General features: G+C 44.2%; 16 protein-coding genes. 10 read left to right on the top strand and 6 right to left on the bottom strand.

Features of this window, described 5'->3' with window-relative positions; all coding sequences use genetic code 11:
* Positions 1-81: 81 nt before the first annotated feature.
* The 5 genes from ACKWCA_RS19720 to ACKWCA_RS19700 form a co-directional block, all read right to left on the bottom strand.
* Positions 82-1,353 (bottom strand): adenylosuccinate synthase, encoded by a 1,272-nt coding sequence (locus ACKWCA_RS19720; protein ID WP_413979954.1) that lies wholly within the window; start codon positions 1,351-1,353, stop codon positions 82-84.
* A complete protein-coding gene (locus ACKWCA_RS19715) occupies positions 1,353-1,841 on the bottom strand; it encodes a Fur family transcriptional regulator (protein ID WP_413979953.1) in 489 nt (162 codons plus the stop codon). Before ACKWCA_RS19715 ends, ACKWCA_RS19720 begins: the two co-directional genes overlap by 1 nt.
* Positions 1,842-1,962: 121 nt before the next feature.
* Entirely contained in the window at positions 1,963-4,167 is a 2,205-nt protein-coding gene (locus ACKWCA_RS19710; protein ID WP_413979952.1) for a RelA/SpoT family protein, read from the bottom strand.
* A 44-nt stretch (positions 4,168-4,211) separates the two neighbouring features.
* Positions 4,212-5,438 carry a M48 family metallopeptidase gene (locus ACKWCA_RS19705; RefSeq protein ID WP_413979997.1) on the bottom strand — a complete coding sequence of 409 codons (1,227 nt, stop codon included), beginning with the start codon at positions 5,436-5,438 and terminating at the stop codon, positions 4,212-4,214.
* Between the two features lie 125 nt (positions 5,439-5,563).
* Positions 5,564-6,373, bottom strand: coding sequence for a TrmH family RNA methyltransferase (locus ACKWCA_RS19700; RefSeq protein WP_413979951.1), 810 nt, complete (start codon positions 6,371-6,373; stop codon positions 5,564-5,566).
* A gap of 61 nt (positions 6,374-6,434) precedes the next feature.
* Between ACKWCA_RS19700 and ACKWCA_RS19695 the strand changes: the two genes are divergently transcribed.
* The 9 genes from ACKWCA_RS19695 to ACKWCA_RS19655 all read left to right on the top strand — a co-directional run bounded on the left by ACKWCA_RS19695 (position 6,435) and on the right by ACKWCA_RS19655 (position 13,895).
* Complete coding sequence (locus tag ACKWCA_RS19695) at positions 6,435-7,229, top strand: hypothetical protein (RefSeq protein WP_413979950.1); 795 nt, start codon at positions 6,435-6,437, stop codon at positions 7,227-7,229.
* A 193-nt stretch (positions 7,230-7,422) separates the two neighbouring features.
* Positions 7,423-7,887: a (2Fe-2S)-binding protein gene (locus ACKWCA_RS19690; protein ID WP_413979949.1), complete on the top strand. Its 465-nt coding sequence runs from the start codon at positions 7,423-7,425 to the stop codon at positions 7,885-7,887.
* A 17-nt stretch (positions 7,888-7,904) separates the two neighbouring features.
* Positions 7,905-10,202 (top strand): xanthine dehydrogenase family protein molybdopterin-binding subunit, encoded by a 2,298-nt coding sequence (locus ACKWCA_RS19685; protein ID WP_413979948.1) that lies wholly within the window; start codon positions 7,905-7,907, stop codon positions 10,200-10,202.
* 6 nt (positions 10,203-10,208) lie between these two features.
* Complete coding sequence (locus ACKWCA_RS19680; RefSeq protein WP_413979947.1) at positions 10,209-10,451, top strand: MoaD/ThiS family protein; 243 nt, start codon at positions 10,209-10,211, stop codon at positions 10,449-10,451.
* Positions 10,444-10,863 (top strand): molybdenum cofactor biosynthesis protein MoaE, encoded by a 420-nt coding sequence (locus ACKWCA_RS19675; RefSeq protein ID WP_413979946.1) that lies wholly within the window; start codon positions 10,444-10,446, stop codon positions 10,861-10,863. The genes ACKWCA_RS19680 and ACKWCA_RS19675 overlap by 8 nt, the downstream gene beginning before the upstream one ends.
* Before the next feature lie 73 nt (positions 10,864-10,936).
* Positions 10,937-11,410: a cyclic pyranopterin monophosphate synthase MoaC gene (gene moaC / locus ACKWCA_RS19670; protein WP_413979945.1), complete on the top strand. Its 474-nt coding sequence runs from the start codon at positions 10,937-10,939 to the stop codon at positions 11,408-11,410.
* Complete coding sequence (gene mobA, locus ACKWCA_RS19665; protein ID WP_413979944.1) at positions 11,394-11,990, top strand: molybdenum cofactor guanylyltransferase; 597 nt, start codon at positions 11,394-11,396, stop codon at positions 11,988-11,990. The genes moaC and mobA overlap by 17 nt, the downstream gene beginning before the upstream one ends.
* Before the next feature lie 67 nt (positions 11,991-12,057).
* The gene (locus tag ACKWCA_RS19660) at positions 12,058-13,125 is read left to right on the top strand and encodes a ThiF family adenylyltransferase (protein ID WP_413979943.1); all 1,068 of its coding nucleotides are present in this window, start codon (positions 12,058-12,060) and stop codon (positions 13,123-13,125) included.
* Positions 13,116-13,895, top strand: coding sequence for a sulfite exporter TauE/SafE family protein (locus tag ACKWCA_RS19655; protein WP_413979942.1), 780 nt, complete (start codon positions 13,116-13,118; stop codon positions 13,893-13,895). The genes ACKWCA_RS19660 and ACKWCA_RS19655 overlap by 10 nt, the downstream gene beginning before the upstream one ends.
* A gap of 14 nt (positions 13,896-13,909) precedes the next feature.
* Here the strand turns inward: ACKWCA_RS19655 and ACKWCA_RS19650 are convergent, their stop codons facing one another.
* Positions 13,910-15,157, bottom strand: coding sequence for a hypothetical protein (locus tag ACKWCA_RS19650; protein WP_413979941.1), 1,248 nt, complete (start codon positions 15,155-15,157; stop codon positions 13,910-13,912).
* A gap of 161 nt (positions 15,158-15,318) precedes the next feature.
* Between ACKWCA_RS19650 and ACKWCA_RS19645 the strand changes: the two genes are divergently transcribed.
* The gene (locus ACKWCA_RS19645) at positions 15,319-16,509 is read left to right on the top strand and encodes a family 16 glycoside hydrolase (RefSeq protein ID WP_413979940.1); all 1,191 of its coding nucleotides are present in this window, start codon (positions 15,319-15,321) and stop codon (positions 16,507-16,509) included.
* Positions 16,510-16,520: the final 11 nt, after the last annotated feature.

Raw genomic sequence — 16,520 nt, 5'->3', positions numbered from 1 at the left:
ATATTTTGTGGCAGCCCTTTAGCAGTTGGCATAGATTTAAGAATGGTCATTCACAGCAAAGCCACTCGAAAGTGGCTTTGTTTATCGGTGTATGGTCTGGGTTCTGTCTGGCCCTACCGAAACGATTTTAATGGGTACTTCGAGTTCCTTTTCTAGAAAATCGATATAATTATTCAAGGCTTTTGGAAACTCTTCTACCTTGGTCATTTGAGTGAGGTCTTCGGCCCAGCCGTCCATTTCCTTATAGACCGGGGATACGTTTTCCGCTTCGATGTTGTAGGGAAGATGCATAATCTCTTTGCCTTTATATGTATAAGCGGTAGCGACTTTAAGTGTTTTGAATCCGCTGAGTACATCACCTTTCATCATCATCAATTCGGTCACGCCATTCACCCGTACGGCATATTTCAGAGCAACCAGATCTAACCATCCACATCTTCTGGGTCTACCGGTCGTGGCCCCGAATTCATTTCCAACGCGACCCATGGTTTCCCCCACTTCATCGAACAGTTCAGTTGGAAAGGGGCCGCTGCCCACTCGGGTAGCATAGGCCTTGAAAATACCCTTGACATCACCTATTTGATTGGGCGCTACGCCCAATCCTGTACAAGCGCCTGCCGCTGTGGTATTGGACGAGGTCACATAGGGGTAGGTGCCAAAATCAATATCTAAAAGGGACCCTTGGGCACCTTCGGCCAATATCTTTTTGCCTTGTTTTTGGGCTTGGTATAAATATTCCTCGCTATCAATGAAAGTCAGTTGTTTCAACTCTTCCACAGCGTTACAGAATTGTTCTTCAAGCTCTTTGAGATCGTACTGGATATCCACATTGTAGAAGTCGATCATGGCCTCGTGCTTATTGGCAAGGGCCCTATACTTTTCTTTCCAATTATCTAGTTCCAAATCCCCGATCCGCATACCGTTTCTACCGGTTTTATCCATGTAGGTGGGGCCAATTCCCTTTAAGGTAGAGCCTATTTTAGCCTTGCCTTTTGAAGCTTCTGAAGCCGCATCCAATAGCCGATGGGTAGGTAAAATAAGATGGGCCTTTCGCGATATTAGCAAAATGGATTTGATATCGAGATTAAACTTTTTTAGGGCATCAAGTTCCTTTTTGAAAATCACTGGGTCGATGACCACTCCGTTACCGACGATATTCGTGGCGTTTTTATGGAAAATTCCCGAAGGTATGGTATGCAATACGTGTTTGATACCATCGAATTCTAGTGTGTGTCCTGCATTGGGACCGCCTTGAAAACGGGCAATGATGTCATAATTTTTGGTTAGTACATCAACAATTTTCCCTTTTCCTTCGTCGCCCCATTGAAGACCTAACAATAAATCTACTGCCATTAATATGATTGGTTAGTGGTTTGTGTTCTTTGTTTATCGGTCACTCCGACCGATTCTTTTTTTGTTCCGTAAAAGTAGAGTGAGTGATTATTGATTTGGATATCGAAAACTTCTTCAATGGTCTTCTTTATCGATTGAATACGTGGATCGCAAAATTCCATAACCTCACCGGTATCGGTTAAGATGACGTGGTCATGTTGCCGATCGAAATACGACTTTTCATATTGCGCTTGGTTTTTCCCGAATTGGTGTTTGCGAACCAACTTACAATCCAATAAAAGCTCAATAGTGTTGTATAGCGTTGCCCTACTGACGCGATAGTTCTTGTTCTTCATATTAATGTACAACGACTCGATATCAAAGTGGTCATCGCTGTCATAGATCTCTTGAAGAATGGCATATCGCTCAGGGGTTTTTCGGTGCCCGTTGTCTTCCAAAAAGGAGGTAAAGACATTTTTAACGATTTCCTGATCTTTAGTGGCGGCCATAAACGCAGTTTTCAACTCACAACTTACAAAGGTACATCTAATTTTTTTTTACACGAAGGGTGTTTTATCAACAGGGAATGAACATTTCATTTACGCTGTGATCTATTGAAAATAAGTGTTCTTAAATCCGGGTCACACTATCAATACCATTGATCTGCTTTAGTCTTGTGATCAATTTTTTGAGGATGGAATTATTTTTTACCACAACTGTGATATTTCCGGTGAAGGTACCCCCATCGGTATTGAAATTGAGATTGCGCATATTCACGTGCATATTGCCCGAAATAACATCCGTGATTTCGCTGATCAAGCCCAGATTATCAATACCTGCCAATCTGATTTCGGATTGAAATTCTTCTTGTGTGGAGTCGATCCATTTTGCCGCTATAATGCGGTATCCATAGTTCGATTGCAGTTGAATCGCATTCGGGCAGTTTTTTTTGTGCACCTTTATTCCTTCTGAAACACTGATGAAGCCAAAAACCTCGTCACCAGGTATGGGCTTACAGCATTTTGAAAGAGTATATTCGAGTTTCTCTTCTTCCTTACCGAAGACAAGCATATCATACTTCGAGGTAATCTCATCCCTGTCCACATCCTCAGGCACTGGATTCCTTCGGATTTTGTTCTTGAAGAAGCTGATAAAGGCGTTGCTGTACGAAGAGGCGAAATCCTTGATCATTTGATTATCTATAGACCCGATTCCCACCCGATAGAAAAGATCCAAGCTTGTTTTCAACTTGAAGAAAATGACCATTTTGTTCACCGTGTCCTCGTTCAGGGTGATTTTCTGCGATTTTAGCTTTCTACGCAGAATTTCCTTTCCATCCAAGGCGACTTCTTTCTTTTCTTCCCGTAAAGACGATTTGATCTTTGCCCTTGCTCTAGCCGTGGTGGCATAATCGAGCCAGTTTTGATTGGGTTTGGCCTGATCTGATGTGATGATTTCAACCTGATCTCCACTGTGCAGGGTGGTGTTCAAGGGCACCAATTTGCCATTGACCTTGGCTCCTCGGGTGCGCATACCTACTTCGGTATGGATGTTGAACGCAAAGTCGAGCGGAGTGGCCCCTTTGGGCAATGATTTCAACTCACCTTTTGGGGTAAATACAAAGATTTCCTTGGAATAAAGGTTGAGCTTGAATTCCTCGACAAAGTCCACCGCATTATTCGTTGAATTTTCTAGGGCTTCCTGCAGCTTATTCAACCAGACTTCAATACCTTGCTCTTTCTGATCTCCGTGCTTGTATTTAAAATGTGCAGCATATCCCTTCTCGGCGATTTCATGCATACGTTCACTCCTGATCTGTACTTCCACCCATCGGCCCTTAGGCCCCATAACGGTAATATGCAGGGCTTCATATCCTGTGGATTTGGGAGAGGAAATCCAATCGCGGAGACGTACGGGGTTAGGGGTAAAGTGGTCGGTGACGATGGAGTATATTTTCCAAGCTAGAAATTTCTCGTTTTGCGCGTCCGATTTATAGATAATGCGAATGGCGAACTTGTCATAGATCTCATCAAAGCTAACACTCTGTGCCTTCATCTTGCGGCGCATCGAGAAAATGGACTTCATCCTCCCCTTGATCACATAGTTCAGTCCTTCTTTTTTCAATGAGGTGTCGATGACATCGGAGAAGGCATCTATATATGCCTGCTGCTGCTCCTTTGAGTCTTCTATTTTGTTCTTGATGTCTTGATAGACCTCGGGCTCCGTGTATTTTAAACTTAGATCTTCAAGCTCGGTCTTGATATTGTAAAGCCCTATTCTATGGGCTAAAGGGGCATAGATATAGAGTGTTTCCGATGCGATGCGTACCTGTTTGTGCTCGGGCATGGAATCCATTGTGAGCATATTGTGATAGCGATCGGCAATCTTGATGATGATTACCCGAACATCATCGTTCAAGGTCAATAGCATTTTTCTGAAATTCTCAGCTTGCTGAGAGATGTTCATATCTTTTTTCAGATGCGCGATCTTGGTGAGTCCGTCAACAATACGGGCAACGGTCTCGCCGAACATACGCTCGATATCGTCAAGGGTATATTCAGAATCCTCCACCACATCATGAAGAAGGGCAGATGCGATCGAAACGCCATCAAGGCCAATTTCAGACGCCACTATTTTCGCTACGGCTATAGGGTGAAATATATACGCCTCCCCTGATTTGCGTCGCTGATCTTTGTGTGCGTCAACAGCTACTTCAAAGGCCGCGCGTATCAGTTTTTTGTCATCATCCGATAAGGTCTGATAACTGATACGCAGCAATTCTTTGTATTGCTTGGCAATCTCTTTGTTTTCTTTTTCTATCGCAATCTCGGTCATTGTATATTAAAAATACCACAAACGAACTGACTACACAACAAAAACTAGGCCATGAGGTTCTTTATTCGCTGAATGAGCGGAGGATGCGAATAGTGCATGAAAACGTAAGCAGGATGGGGAGTCAAATTACTCAAGCTATTTTTAGAGAGCTTTTTAAGGGAAGTGATCAACGGGGCCGCTGCAAAAGTGTTCTTGGCATAATCATCGGCCTGATATTCAAACTTTCGAGAAAGAGCGTTCATGACCAAAGAGGTCAATTCCGAAATGGGACTGTACAAAAGTCCAAAACCAACAAGGGCCGCATGAAAGCTGGGTTGTGAAACTCCTATGGCTCTGGAAACCTCAGGATTGTTGATAAACAGCGATAGAATAAAAAGAGTGAAACCCAGTACTAGAATAGAGGCCGTTAAATTGAAAATAATATGCTTGCGTTTGTAGTGGCCTACTTCATGGGCAAGTACGGCGACGATTTCTTCCTCGCTAAGATCTTTGATCAATGTATCATAGAGGGTGACCCTCTTTTCCTTTCCGAATCCTGAAAAATAGGCATTGGCCTTCGTTGATCTTTTTGAGCCATCGATGACAAAAATGTGTTGCAGTTCAAAACCGACCTTATTCGCATAATCTTCGATCTTGCTTTTGAGACTTCCCTCTTCCAAAGGAGTCTGTTTGTTGAACAGTGGAACGATCAATCTACTATAAAATAGGTTCATAAATACGATAATGCCAGTAACCAGTGCCCATACGTACAACCAGAAATTCGGGCCCGCCCATTGATAGAACCACATGGCCAAGGTAATCACTCCTCCTCCGAGAATAGCCATCATAATCCATCCTTTGAGTTTATCCGTTATAAACAAGCTATGGGTCGATTTGTTGAAGCCGAACCGGGCTTCGATAACAAAGGTTTGATAGTAGGCAAAAGGTGTAGAAAGAATATCACTTCCGATAGTGATGATGCCAAAGAAAACCAGGGTGATTGCAATGGTATTGCTGCTGATATTTCTGGCAAGTTGATCTGCCCATTCAAATCCTCCAAATAGTATAAAGGCCAGAGTGACCGTTATGGAAAAGGACGAGCTGAGCAGTCCGAAGCGGTAATTGGTCTTTTGATATTCTTGTGATTTACGGTATTCATCTGGATCAAATACATCTTCTAACGCTTGCGGTATCGGGTCGCCGTACTTTTTGGCATTTAGGAAATCTAATAACGTTTCCACTAAAAACTGGAACACGAGAATTGCGATGATGACGTATGATAAGGTATTCAAGATGTCTATATTACTGGTTTGGTGTGACTCTTTTTTCGAGTGGTCGGAACTAACGTGCGCTATTGGTTGTTTATCATAAGTTCGCTTCAAATCAATTTCGGCGTTTCAAAACCGGTCGGTGCTGGTTACAACCCCCTTTGTCGAAGGGCTTCAAATATAATGATTGCCGCAGAGACAGACACATTCATCGAATCGATTTCTCCTCGCATGGGGATAACAATGTTCGCTTTTGAATGCCGTAGCCATTCATCTGTAAGTCCAGCGGCCTCCGTGCCCACTATGATGGCGGATGCATCCGTGAAATCCATTTTTGTGTAGGGTGTTGACGCCGACAGTGCGGCACTGTACAAATCGATGTTTTTGCCTTTCAAAAATGTAATGACTTCAGCTGTGGTTCCGGTCGCGATTTGATTGGTAAAGATGCAACCGACGCTTGACCTGATAACATTCGGATTATATAGGTCCCCTCTCGGATTTGCTATGATGACGGCATCAAGATTTGCTGCATCCGCCGTTCGCAGCAAAGCGCCTATATTTCCAGGTTTTTCAGGGGCCTCGGCCACTAAAACCAGTGGAGTGTCCGATTTAAAGCTTAGGGCATCCAGGTTTTGTTCCTTTGATTTAGCAATGGCCAAAACACCTTCGGTAGTCTCGCGATACGCTATTTTTTGATATACTTCCTTAGTTATGGAAATCACGGTCGGTGCTGTTTTTGCTCCCTCCAAAAACCGATATACTTCCTCCTCTGAAATGATGTCCTCGTGAAAAAACAGGGCTTGTAGTTCAAAGCCACCTTCAAGGGCCAGTTGCAATTCACGTCTTCCTTCCAAAACAAAAAGGCCTTCTTTTCGCCGTTCCCTCGATTTTTCCTTGAGCAACAGGGTTTTTTTGACCCACGGATTTTGAAGACTGCTTATTTGTTTAATTTCATCCATGAATGCAAAAGTAATTTAATTGCTTCAGTTCCGACCAAGTCGAAAATCTAAAACAACGCACATGAAATCAGTATGGGTAACCCTATTCATCATTTTGGGAATGTCTTGTAAAGAGGCTCCCGAATCGACAAAAACCGAAAAAACAGCAACCAAGGAGGTTGTCAAGGAAGAGATATCACCTTATCCTGAAGCCCTCAAAAAGGTTTTTGACGCCCATGGTGGAATTGATACCTGGAAAAGCAAGCAGTTGCTCAGCTTTGATATTCTCAAGGGGGATCAAACGGAAAAACATACCATAGCACTGTATTCCAGAGACGAAAAAATTGAGATGCCCGGTATTTCGATGGGATCTCAGGGTGACGATATTTGGCTCTTAGATGCCGAGGGAATGTACAAAGGCGATCCGGTCTTTTACCATAACCTAATGTTCTACTTTTATGCCATGCCTTTCGTATTCGCCGATGAGGGGATTTTTTATAAGGACGCGGAACCATTGGAATTCGAAGGCAAGAGGTACCCGGGTATTCGAATCGCTTATGAAGACGGAGTGGGCCTTTCGGCAAAGGATGAGTATTTTCTGCACTATGACCCGGATACTTTTCAAATGGTTTGGTTAGGATATACCGTCACCTTCAAGAGCGGTGAAAAATCGGATAACGTAAGGTGGATCCGCTATAATGATCGGATGACGGTCGATGGGCTGCTCGTACCAAAATCGCTGACTTGGTATGAGTATGAGGGGAGAACCATCAAGGATGCGCGCGACCCCCTTGTTTTTGACAACGTGTCTTTTGATGAAGTGTCACCATCAACCGATTTTTTCAGCAAACCTGAAGGGGCAAAAATCATGAACTAGGTGAACGACCAAACCTTTAACTTAAAAAAAGGTTAAAAAAAGTACCTCAAAATATAGAGTGCTTATTTTTCAGTAAATTAGAAGCTCTTGCGTAACGCAAGGGCTTTTTTAATTGACCCTCCCTTCCTTAAGGTCATTTGCCGATTACTGGGAATGGAATGCATAGAATTTACAAATTCAACACATAAAGAAGATGCCAACGTACACCCTAAAAATTAATGGCAGTTCTCAATCTATTGAGGCTGCGGAAGACACGCCCTTACTCTGGGCTCTTCGTGATCAATTGGACATGGTAGGAACCAAGTTCGGTTGCGGAATAGGACAATGCGGTGCTTGTACCGTTCATATTGACGGAAACGCTACCCGAAGTTGCCAACTACAAATTTCACAATTAGACGGCAAAGAGATCACTACTATTGAAGGATTGTCGGAAGACGGTTCACACCCCGTTCAAGAAGCGTGGAAAGAAATCGACGTACCACAATGTGGTTACTGTCAAGCGGGTCAGATCATGACCGCCTCGGCTTTTCTGGAAAAGAATCCGAATCCGTCGCAAGAAGAAATTCGTAATGCTATGCACGGTAATATTTGCCGTTGTGCTTCGTACAATCGAATAGAGACCGCAGTTGCAAAAGCTGCTGAGAAAAAAATGGCCTAACCTAAAAATCGAAAATCATGTCAACTGTAGTACCAACGAAATTTAGCAGAAGGTCTTTTTTAAGAACTTCTTCGCTCGCTAGTGGAGGAATGCTGATCGGTTTTAATTTTTTCACTGCCTGTAAGGATACTGTGAAAATGCCGGTCGATATTGCCAAACTCAATTACAATGACTTTAATGCGTTCATCAAGATTTCCGATGAAGGTATGGTAACCATATTCTCACCCAATCCGGAGATAGGACAAGGCGTTAAAACATCCATGCCGATGATCATCGCCGAGGAGCTTGATGTGCCTTGGGAGAATGTCAATGTGGTTCAAGGAATATTAGATACGCAAAACTATACCCGCCAGGTTGCAGGAGGTAGCCAATCCATCCGATTTGGATGGGATGCCCTACGCCAAACCGGAGCGACGGCCCGACAATTATTGGTCAACGCCGCTGCAGCAAGATGGGGTGTAGACCCCTCTGAATGTTCCGCCAAACAAGGAGTCATAACCAATGCCAAAGGTGAAACTTTGGGTTATGGAGACGTAGTCAAGGAAGCTGCACTTTTGCAGATTCCCGAATCGGAAGGTGAGGTGGAGGAAGGCAAATCCGAGAATCCCGAATTCAAGGATGAAAAATCCGAAGCCGTCACGGCAGCCATAAAACTGAAAGACCCCAGTGAGTATACGATAATCGGTACGGATGTGGGCAATGTGGATATTGACGAGATCATTACCGGAAAACCCCTGTTCGGACTTGATTATAAGACCGAAGGCATGGTCTATGCCTCCGTGCTACGACCACCCGCTTTCGGACAAGTACTGGAGTCCTATGACGATACCGCGGCCAAAGCTATTCCAGGTGTAATCGATGTCATTATGTTCGGTGAGAAAGCTAAAGCCTTATTGACCAAAGAGGAAACGGAGCTCAATTGGACGGCAAAATTGGCGTCAACGGATAAAGTGGCGGTCATTGCTGAAAATTCGTGGGCCGCCATTAAAGGAAAAAAAGCCTTGAAAGCGGTATGGTCAGACGCTACCCCCTTAGAGAATACACAAGCCCATGATAAGATTTTGACCGATTTGCTCGATGGCAATGAGTTTAAGAGCCTGCGTAAGGATGGAGATGTAAAAAAAGCGTTTCGACAGGCCGATAAAGTGGTGGAACGCACCTATGAGTCTCCCTTTCTTCCGCACAATACGATGGAACCGATGAACTTCTTCGCCGATGTGCAAGACTCCAAGATTCTATTGGTCGGCCCAGTACAAACTCCCGCTGATGCGGCAGTTACGGTGGCCGAAATGTTGAATAGGGATGAGAAAGACATCCGCTTGGAAATGACTCGAATGGGGGGTGGTTTCGGAAGAAGATTATATGGGGATTTTGTCTATGAGGCTGCGGAAATCTCGGATAAGATCGGTAAACCCGTCAAGATGTTCTCCACCAGGGAAGACGATATGATGACCGGAGTGTATCGCCCAGCGATCAAGTATCGTATTGCCGCCTCGATCAAAGACGGGGAGATTACCGGATATCGCCTAAAAGAGGCCGCGATAAATGGCAATATGTATGGATTGATTCCGAATTTCTTTCCTGCCGGTGCCATTGAAAACTATCAGGTAGATGTGGCCAACTATAACAGTAATATTACGACCGGGGCGTGGCGTGCTCCCTATACCAACTTCCTTTCCTACGCGGAACAGGCCTTTTTAGATGAGCTTGCCGAAATAACGGAAAAAGATCCGGTACAAATGCGCTTGGATTTACTTGAGAAAGTAAAAGGCACAACTGACGACCGAATCCAATATTCTGCGGAACGTCTGCAAGATGTGCTGAAGTTGGCTGTTGAAAAGTCGATGTATAGAGAGCCCAAAGAGGGGGTCTTTCAGGGAGTATGCGCCTACTATTGCCATAACACCCATGTCGCTGAGGTTGCCGATGTAGTGATGGAAGGAGATCAGCCTGTGGTCAAGAAAATTACGGTAGCTGTGGATTGTGGTATTGTCATTAACCCCTTAGGGGCCAAAAACCAAATTGAAGGCGGAGCCATAGATGGCGTAGGACATTCGATGTATGGCGACTTTGCATTTGAAAATGGTATGCCTACCAGTAACAACTATGACAAATACCGTTTGATTCGAATGAATGAAACACCAGTGGTAGAGACGCATTTCGTTAAAAACACTTTGAGTCCTACGGGTCTGGGTGAACCGACATTGCCTCCGGCCGGTGCAGCAGTAGCCATTGCCATTAAGAAGGCAACTGGCAATCGCCTATATAAACAGCCCTTTGCGAATAATATGAATTCAAAACCGATTCTGGGATAATTGCCTATGGAAATATTACTTTTCGGAATTGCCAAGGATATCGTTGGACAATCGGAAATAAGGATTTCGTCTGACGACGACGCATTCCATTCAGTGCAAGAGTTAAAAGAATTTATGGTAAGAAAGTTTCCCGAATTCGGGAAGCTTTCTTCTTTTGCGGTGGCCGTGAATAGTGAATATGCCCAAGATGATGTACCTTTAAACAGGAATGATGAAATAGCCATTATTCCTCCTGTGAGCGGTGGATAGAAAGATAATAGAAATAGTACAGACGATAGATACTTCCCAAGTGTTCACGGACTTGTCCGATGCACAAAGTGGAGGTATTTGTGTTTTTGTAGGTACGGTACGAGAGTTTACCCAAGGTGAGGCTGTCGTCTCCCTAGAGTTTGAAACGTATGAGAAAATGGCGCTTAAGGAGATGGATAAAATCGCTTCGGATGCGCTTGAAAAATGGAAATTGAACAAGGTTATCATCCGCCATGCCGTCGGACTCAAAAAAGTGGAGGAACCCGTGGTAGTGGTTGGGGCTTCATCGGCCCACCGTGATGCTTGTTTTGAAGCATGCCGTTATCTGATAGATACCTTAAAGGAAACCGTACCAATTTGGAAGAAAGAGGTATTCGAGAATAAAGCGGTTTGGGTTTCCGCACACCCTTGAAGTGACACATAACGGCCAAGTTTGATGAGCTAGCTAAGCCAGTCAATAACCCCGACAACTGCAATACATCAATATGACAAAGCAACTTTCACATATAGACGAATCCGGTAAGGCTTCGATGGTCGATGTTTCGGAAAAGAAGGTAAGTGCAAGGACGGCGATTGCCTCGGGGAAAGTGGTGTTCCCTAAAGCTGTTTTTGAAACTTTGGCTGCGCAAGACTTTTTGGGCCATAAGGGTAGTATCATTCAAACAGCGGTCATTGCAGGTATTCAAGCGGTGAAGAAGACAGCTGAGTTGATTCCCCTTTGCCATCAGCTCGGGCTTTCCAAGATACAGATCGATATCACCCCTGAAGATAATACCCTGCAGATCAGGTGCCTTGTGAAATGTAAGGAACAAACAGGAGTAGAAATGGAAGCTCTGACCGGCGTCTCCGTGAGTGCCCTGACTATTTATGATATGTGTAAAGCACTGTCACACGACATCAAAATTTCCGAAATTCAATTGGAACAAAAAACGGGAGGGCAGCATGACTTCAAACGCTAAATTATATGGACTTGTCCTATCTGGTGGAAAGAGCACCCGAATGGGCATGGATAAGGGATTGATCGAATACCATGGAGTGCCGCAGCGTGAGCATTTGTATCAACTGTTGACACAGGTATGTGAAGAGACCTTTATGAGCATTCGAACGGAACAGGAAGCGGAGATACCATCGGAATATCAGACCATTGTGGATTTAGACGAGTATCGTGGGCCGTATAACGGGCTGCTTTCCGCACATAAGAAACATCCCGAAGCCGCCTGGTTGGTCTTGGCCTGTGACCTACCCTTGATGGATGTAGAGGCTCTGCGGGAATTGATTTCCGAACGAGACCACAATAAGCAAGCTACGGCTTTTGCACTAAGGGAAAACCCGTTACCTGAACCATTGTGCGCCATATGGGAACCACACGCTTTTCAGGATTCTTTGGTTTATTTGGAAAGCGGGGTGGGTACCTGCCCTAGAAAATTCCTGATCAACCATGATACAAAATTGGTGTTCCCCAAAAACGCAAACGTTTTGTTGAACGCCAATTCGGAAGCGGAATACAAAGAAGCCCTTGACAAACTTTCCGTAGAATAATCGTTCTAGAGTAAAATGGAAGGCGCTCTGAAAAAGCGCATTCCGGCCTTTTCACTATCTTAGACTAATGAACCCAAACCGCTACACTCGACAGACCATTCTAAAAGGTTTTGGATCTGAAGGGCAACAAAAACTGGCCGATGCCAAAGTGCTTGTAATCGGAGCAGGGGGACTTGGCGTTCCTGTATTGACCTATCTGAATGCCATGGGCGTCGGTAAAATCGGAATTGTAGATAACGATACTGTTTCCATTACCAATTTACATCGGCAAGTACTCTATGGGCAAGGTGATGTCGGCCAATCTAAAGTAGTTGCCGCGTTGGAGAAGCTCAAAGGGCAAAACTCAGATACCGAGCTGGTCGTATACCATACCTTTCTGGAGGTTAAGAACGCTTTGGAAATTATTCAGGCGTACGACATCGTCGTAGATGCCTCGGATAACTTTCCGACCCGTTATTTGGTCAACGATGCATGTGTTATGCTCCAAAAACCTTTTGTCTATGGGGCTTTACATGGATACGAAGGGCAGGTTAGCGTCTTTAATCATGCTGGCGGACCCACGTATCGTTGCCTCTTCCCACGGATGCCCAAAGAAAATGAAGTTCCGAATTGCAACGAGCATGGCGTATTGGGAATTATTCCTGGGATTATTGGAAACCTACAAGCCCTGGAAACCATCAAGGTGATTACCGGAATAGGGGAGGTGCTTTCGGGAAAACTCCTGATTTTTGATGGTCTGCAACAATCCTTTCGAAAAATAAAATTCAAGCTGCAACCCGAGAGTCTTCAGATACAAAGGCTTCAAGATTATTATGAGTGGAATGACCCTTGTGAAATCATTCCGACCGTCGAAGCGGATGCTATTCAAAAGTTGTTGGCGGAGGAGGCACAGATTGTGGACGTCCGTACGGATGAAGAATATGAAAACTACCACTTGCCCAATTCGATCCATATTCCTCTTAATGACTTGGTTGCAAATGAGGGCAGCATTGATTTTTCCTACCCGGTATATCTCTTATGCCAATCCGGTAAGCGCAGCGAGATGGCTTTACGACAACTTCGTGAAAAGCATCCGGAAAGTTCCCTTTTTAGTATTTTAGGAGGACTAAACCAGTACTTGGCTGCATGCTCTTGACCGTTCCCGAACTTTTAATGTTAATGCTGGGCTTTTTGGTCATAGCAACCTTGTATTCTTCAGTAGGTTTCGGGGGTGGATCCAGTTATTTGGCACTCCTTGCTCTGGTCTTCGTCAGTTTCTTTGCTATTAGAAGCACCGCTTTGGTCTGTAATCTCATCGTGGTTTCTGGTAGTAGCTACTTGTACTTTAAAAAAGGACATCTCGATTTTAAAAAATTTCTGCCGTTCATTCTGACGAGTATTCCCATGGCTTTTTTAGGAGCCCGATTTCGACTTTCTGAAGAGGTGTTTTTTATCCTTCTAGGGAGTGCCCTGATCATCTCCGCTTTGGCGTTGATCTTTCAGACCGTCAGGCTCAAAAAGTCTGAGGAGGTGAGTGCGCATTACCCTGCTTATGTTACCTATTTGTTGGGTGCGGGAATTGGTCTGTTGTCGGGATTGGTAGGTATCGGTGGGGGCATTTTTTTGGCGCCGATTCTCAATCATATGAAATGGGACAAGTCCATAAAGATTGCGGCCCTCGCTAGTTTTTTTATCCTAGTGAACTCCGTATCGGGTATTGGGGGCTTGTTGACAAATGGCACTTTTGAATTACCTTGGATTGAAGCAGTTGGTCTTATGGTCGCTGTGGGTATCGGTGGTCAGATAGGTATTCGCTTAAGTTTAAGTAAGCTGACGGGCAAGGGTATTAAAGTCGTAACCGCCATTCTTGTTTTGACGGTGGGCATACGCGTATTGCTCGTAAACGGACTGCAACTTCAGTTTTAAACCGCTTTCAGTTCTCAGAAACCGGTGCTGTATACCACTTCTTCCCCCTTTTTAAATTCCACTTCCTTTACGGAACCGGCTCCTTCAAAATGTATGGTGATGCCTTTGATTTTTAATGCTGGGCTTGGCACCTCCATTTGATAGACCAAGTTGTCATTGATCAGAACATCAAGTTTTTGGTCTTTTGAAATACATTTTAGATTTACGTAATCGGCGAAGTCGACCCCAAAATCGGAAAGGTCGTTTTTCTTCCCATTGATAAAGTCTTCAAAGGTCATCAAGGTCAGTTCAGAAGCGCATCCTTTTTTGGATAAGGGAATACCAATGGCACCGCCGTCGTACAAAATGAATATCCGTACGTTTTGACAAGCACTACTGCCGAGGTCAAAATTGTTCTTTACGGTAGCTAGCATTTCGAAATCATTGGTGTATAAAGGCCCGAAATCTCGAACTTGATAAAAACTTACCACCACAGTTGCTGTTTTGGGCTCCAAATTATAGGAAGTGACCGTTTCATAATCGATTTGCAAGAGGCTGTCGCGATAAAATTCTTCTTCCTCTAGGTAAATGGGTACCGAATCTCGTTCTATCATTCCCAACCAATCATTTGTGGTGATAAACACATCGTTCTCCCGAACAATTGAATCATCTACCACCAATTTTGATTTAAAAAACCCGGGATGGTAGTATATACTGGTAGCGACACTGTCATTCTTGTCGACGATCAGGCGCTTGTTGCGGTCCCAGTCTTGTTGTATTTCCAATTTGGAACCATTTTGCGCGGCTTTCGCTTGATACTCGAATACTACGGAATTCGGAATCCCCTCACTGACTGGGCGACTGGCAAATTCAAAATCACTCGAATCGTAAACAGCTGGCGTATTTTGCGCGTTGAAAATGGATTTTCGAAAGAACATGAAAAGTGCCCCCACAACCAGTAGTGATACTATCAGGACACCGATTTTGTTCCGTTTTGTACTGCCAACCATTTTCGGCGGTGTGTATTCCGCTTTATGCGCAGTTACGAAAGTCCTCCAATTATCGTAGCCGGCGAATTCAGAGAGAATATCGAGTGTGGCAATACTAGGGTTGGCAACCAATTCCGCCCTCCCCCAGATACGCTTTAGGGTTGTTACGCTTAGTCTTTTGTTGGTATACTCGAAAATACGCTCGCTTAACACTTCAAAATCCTTGTTGCTCCAGGTAGTTCCTTTTCCCCAGCCGAGTTTGGTTTCGATAATCGCTACCAAAGGGTCTTTCATATATAAGGTCGATTTGTCCATAAAAATAAAGCGTGTCTTTGAGGTGGAGGCTTTTGAACAAAATTAAACAAGATTGAACAGATTCATTCAATCCGAATCGTTTTGTGCCTTATTAATTTTAACGAAAATCAATTGTAAATCAAAAAACAAACAGTAGTAAAATGAATAACACGGTAAAAACAGGAATGCTATGGTTCACCATCTTATTGATGGGGAGTATAACCTATGGACAAAAGAACAAAGGCAAGAAGAACAAGGAAATCCAATTTCCAATGACTGAAAAGCATTGGGACGCGGTTACGGACAATGTGGAATTTTTTAATTACAAATCGGTTCAGGCCGTACGCAGTACCAATGACAACGGATTTGGTATTATGCTTAAGGATTTTGAATTCACCAATGGTACGATCGAATTTGATGTGGAATTAAAGGGAATGGGGTTTCCCGGCATCGATTTTCGGGTCGATAAGGATACCTTGAATTCGGAGAAATTCTACATCCGATATTTTGGCACTCCTGATGACTTAAGACGAACAACTTTACAATATGCTGCCGTGTTGGATGGTGTGAACCTCTGGGATCTCACTGACGAATATCAGGCAGCCGCGCCCATTTACGAAGGAAGATGGAATCATGTCAAATTGGTCGTTAACGGAAAGCAGATGAAAATTTATGTGAACGATAATGAACGCGCAGCGTTACATATTCCAGCATTGGAGGGGATTACCCAATCAGGGGCTATTACACTTTCCGGTAACGTGGTCTATGCGAATTTCGTTGTCCGCCCGAACGTGACCGAAGGCTTGCCCTCTGATGAGGGGTATGATGCAACCTATAGTGATTCAAGATACCTCAGAAATTGGTCCGTGACCGACCCGTTAGACTTTCCGTTCGGTAAGGATATGATGCGCGGCATACCGAGAAGTCCTGGGGTGGCTATTGCCTCCGATTTATTCGATAGTACCGCTGTTTGGAAACCGATCAAAGCTGGGCGCAGGGGACTGGTCAATCTCACCCGTCAGTTTGGGGGTGTCGAACAGGGCGAACGCAAATTGACTTGGCTGAAGACCACCATTACTTCAGAAACCGATCAAGAAAAGAACGTGGATTTAGGATTCAGTGATGAAGTATGGGTGTTCATCAACGGACAACCGCTACTCACCGACAAAAACTACTACGGTTCACCAGGAATGAAGGAACCAAGGGGAAGATGTACTATTGATAACACCGCTTTCCGCCTTCCACTGCAAAAAGGAGAGAATGAGATTCTGATCGGTGTCTCCAACTACTTTTTTGGATGGGGAATCATTGCGCGTATGGCCGATACCAACGGGTTGAAGTTCGCTCCTTAAAACTAATGGAA

The organism is Maribacter corallii (genome assembly GCF_047345415.1).
Lineage (GTDB): Bacteria > Bacteroidota > Bacteroidia > Flavobacteriales > Flavobacteriaceae > Maribacter_C.
Note: the sequence above shows the minus strand (reverse complement) of the source record. Positions and strands in the feature narration are given on the sequence as shown.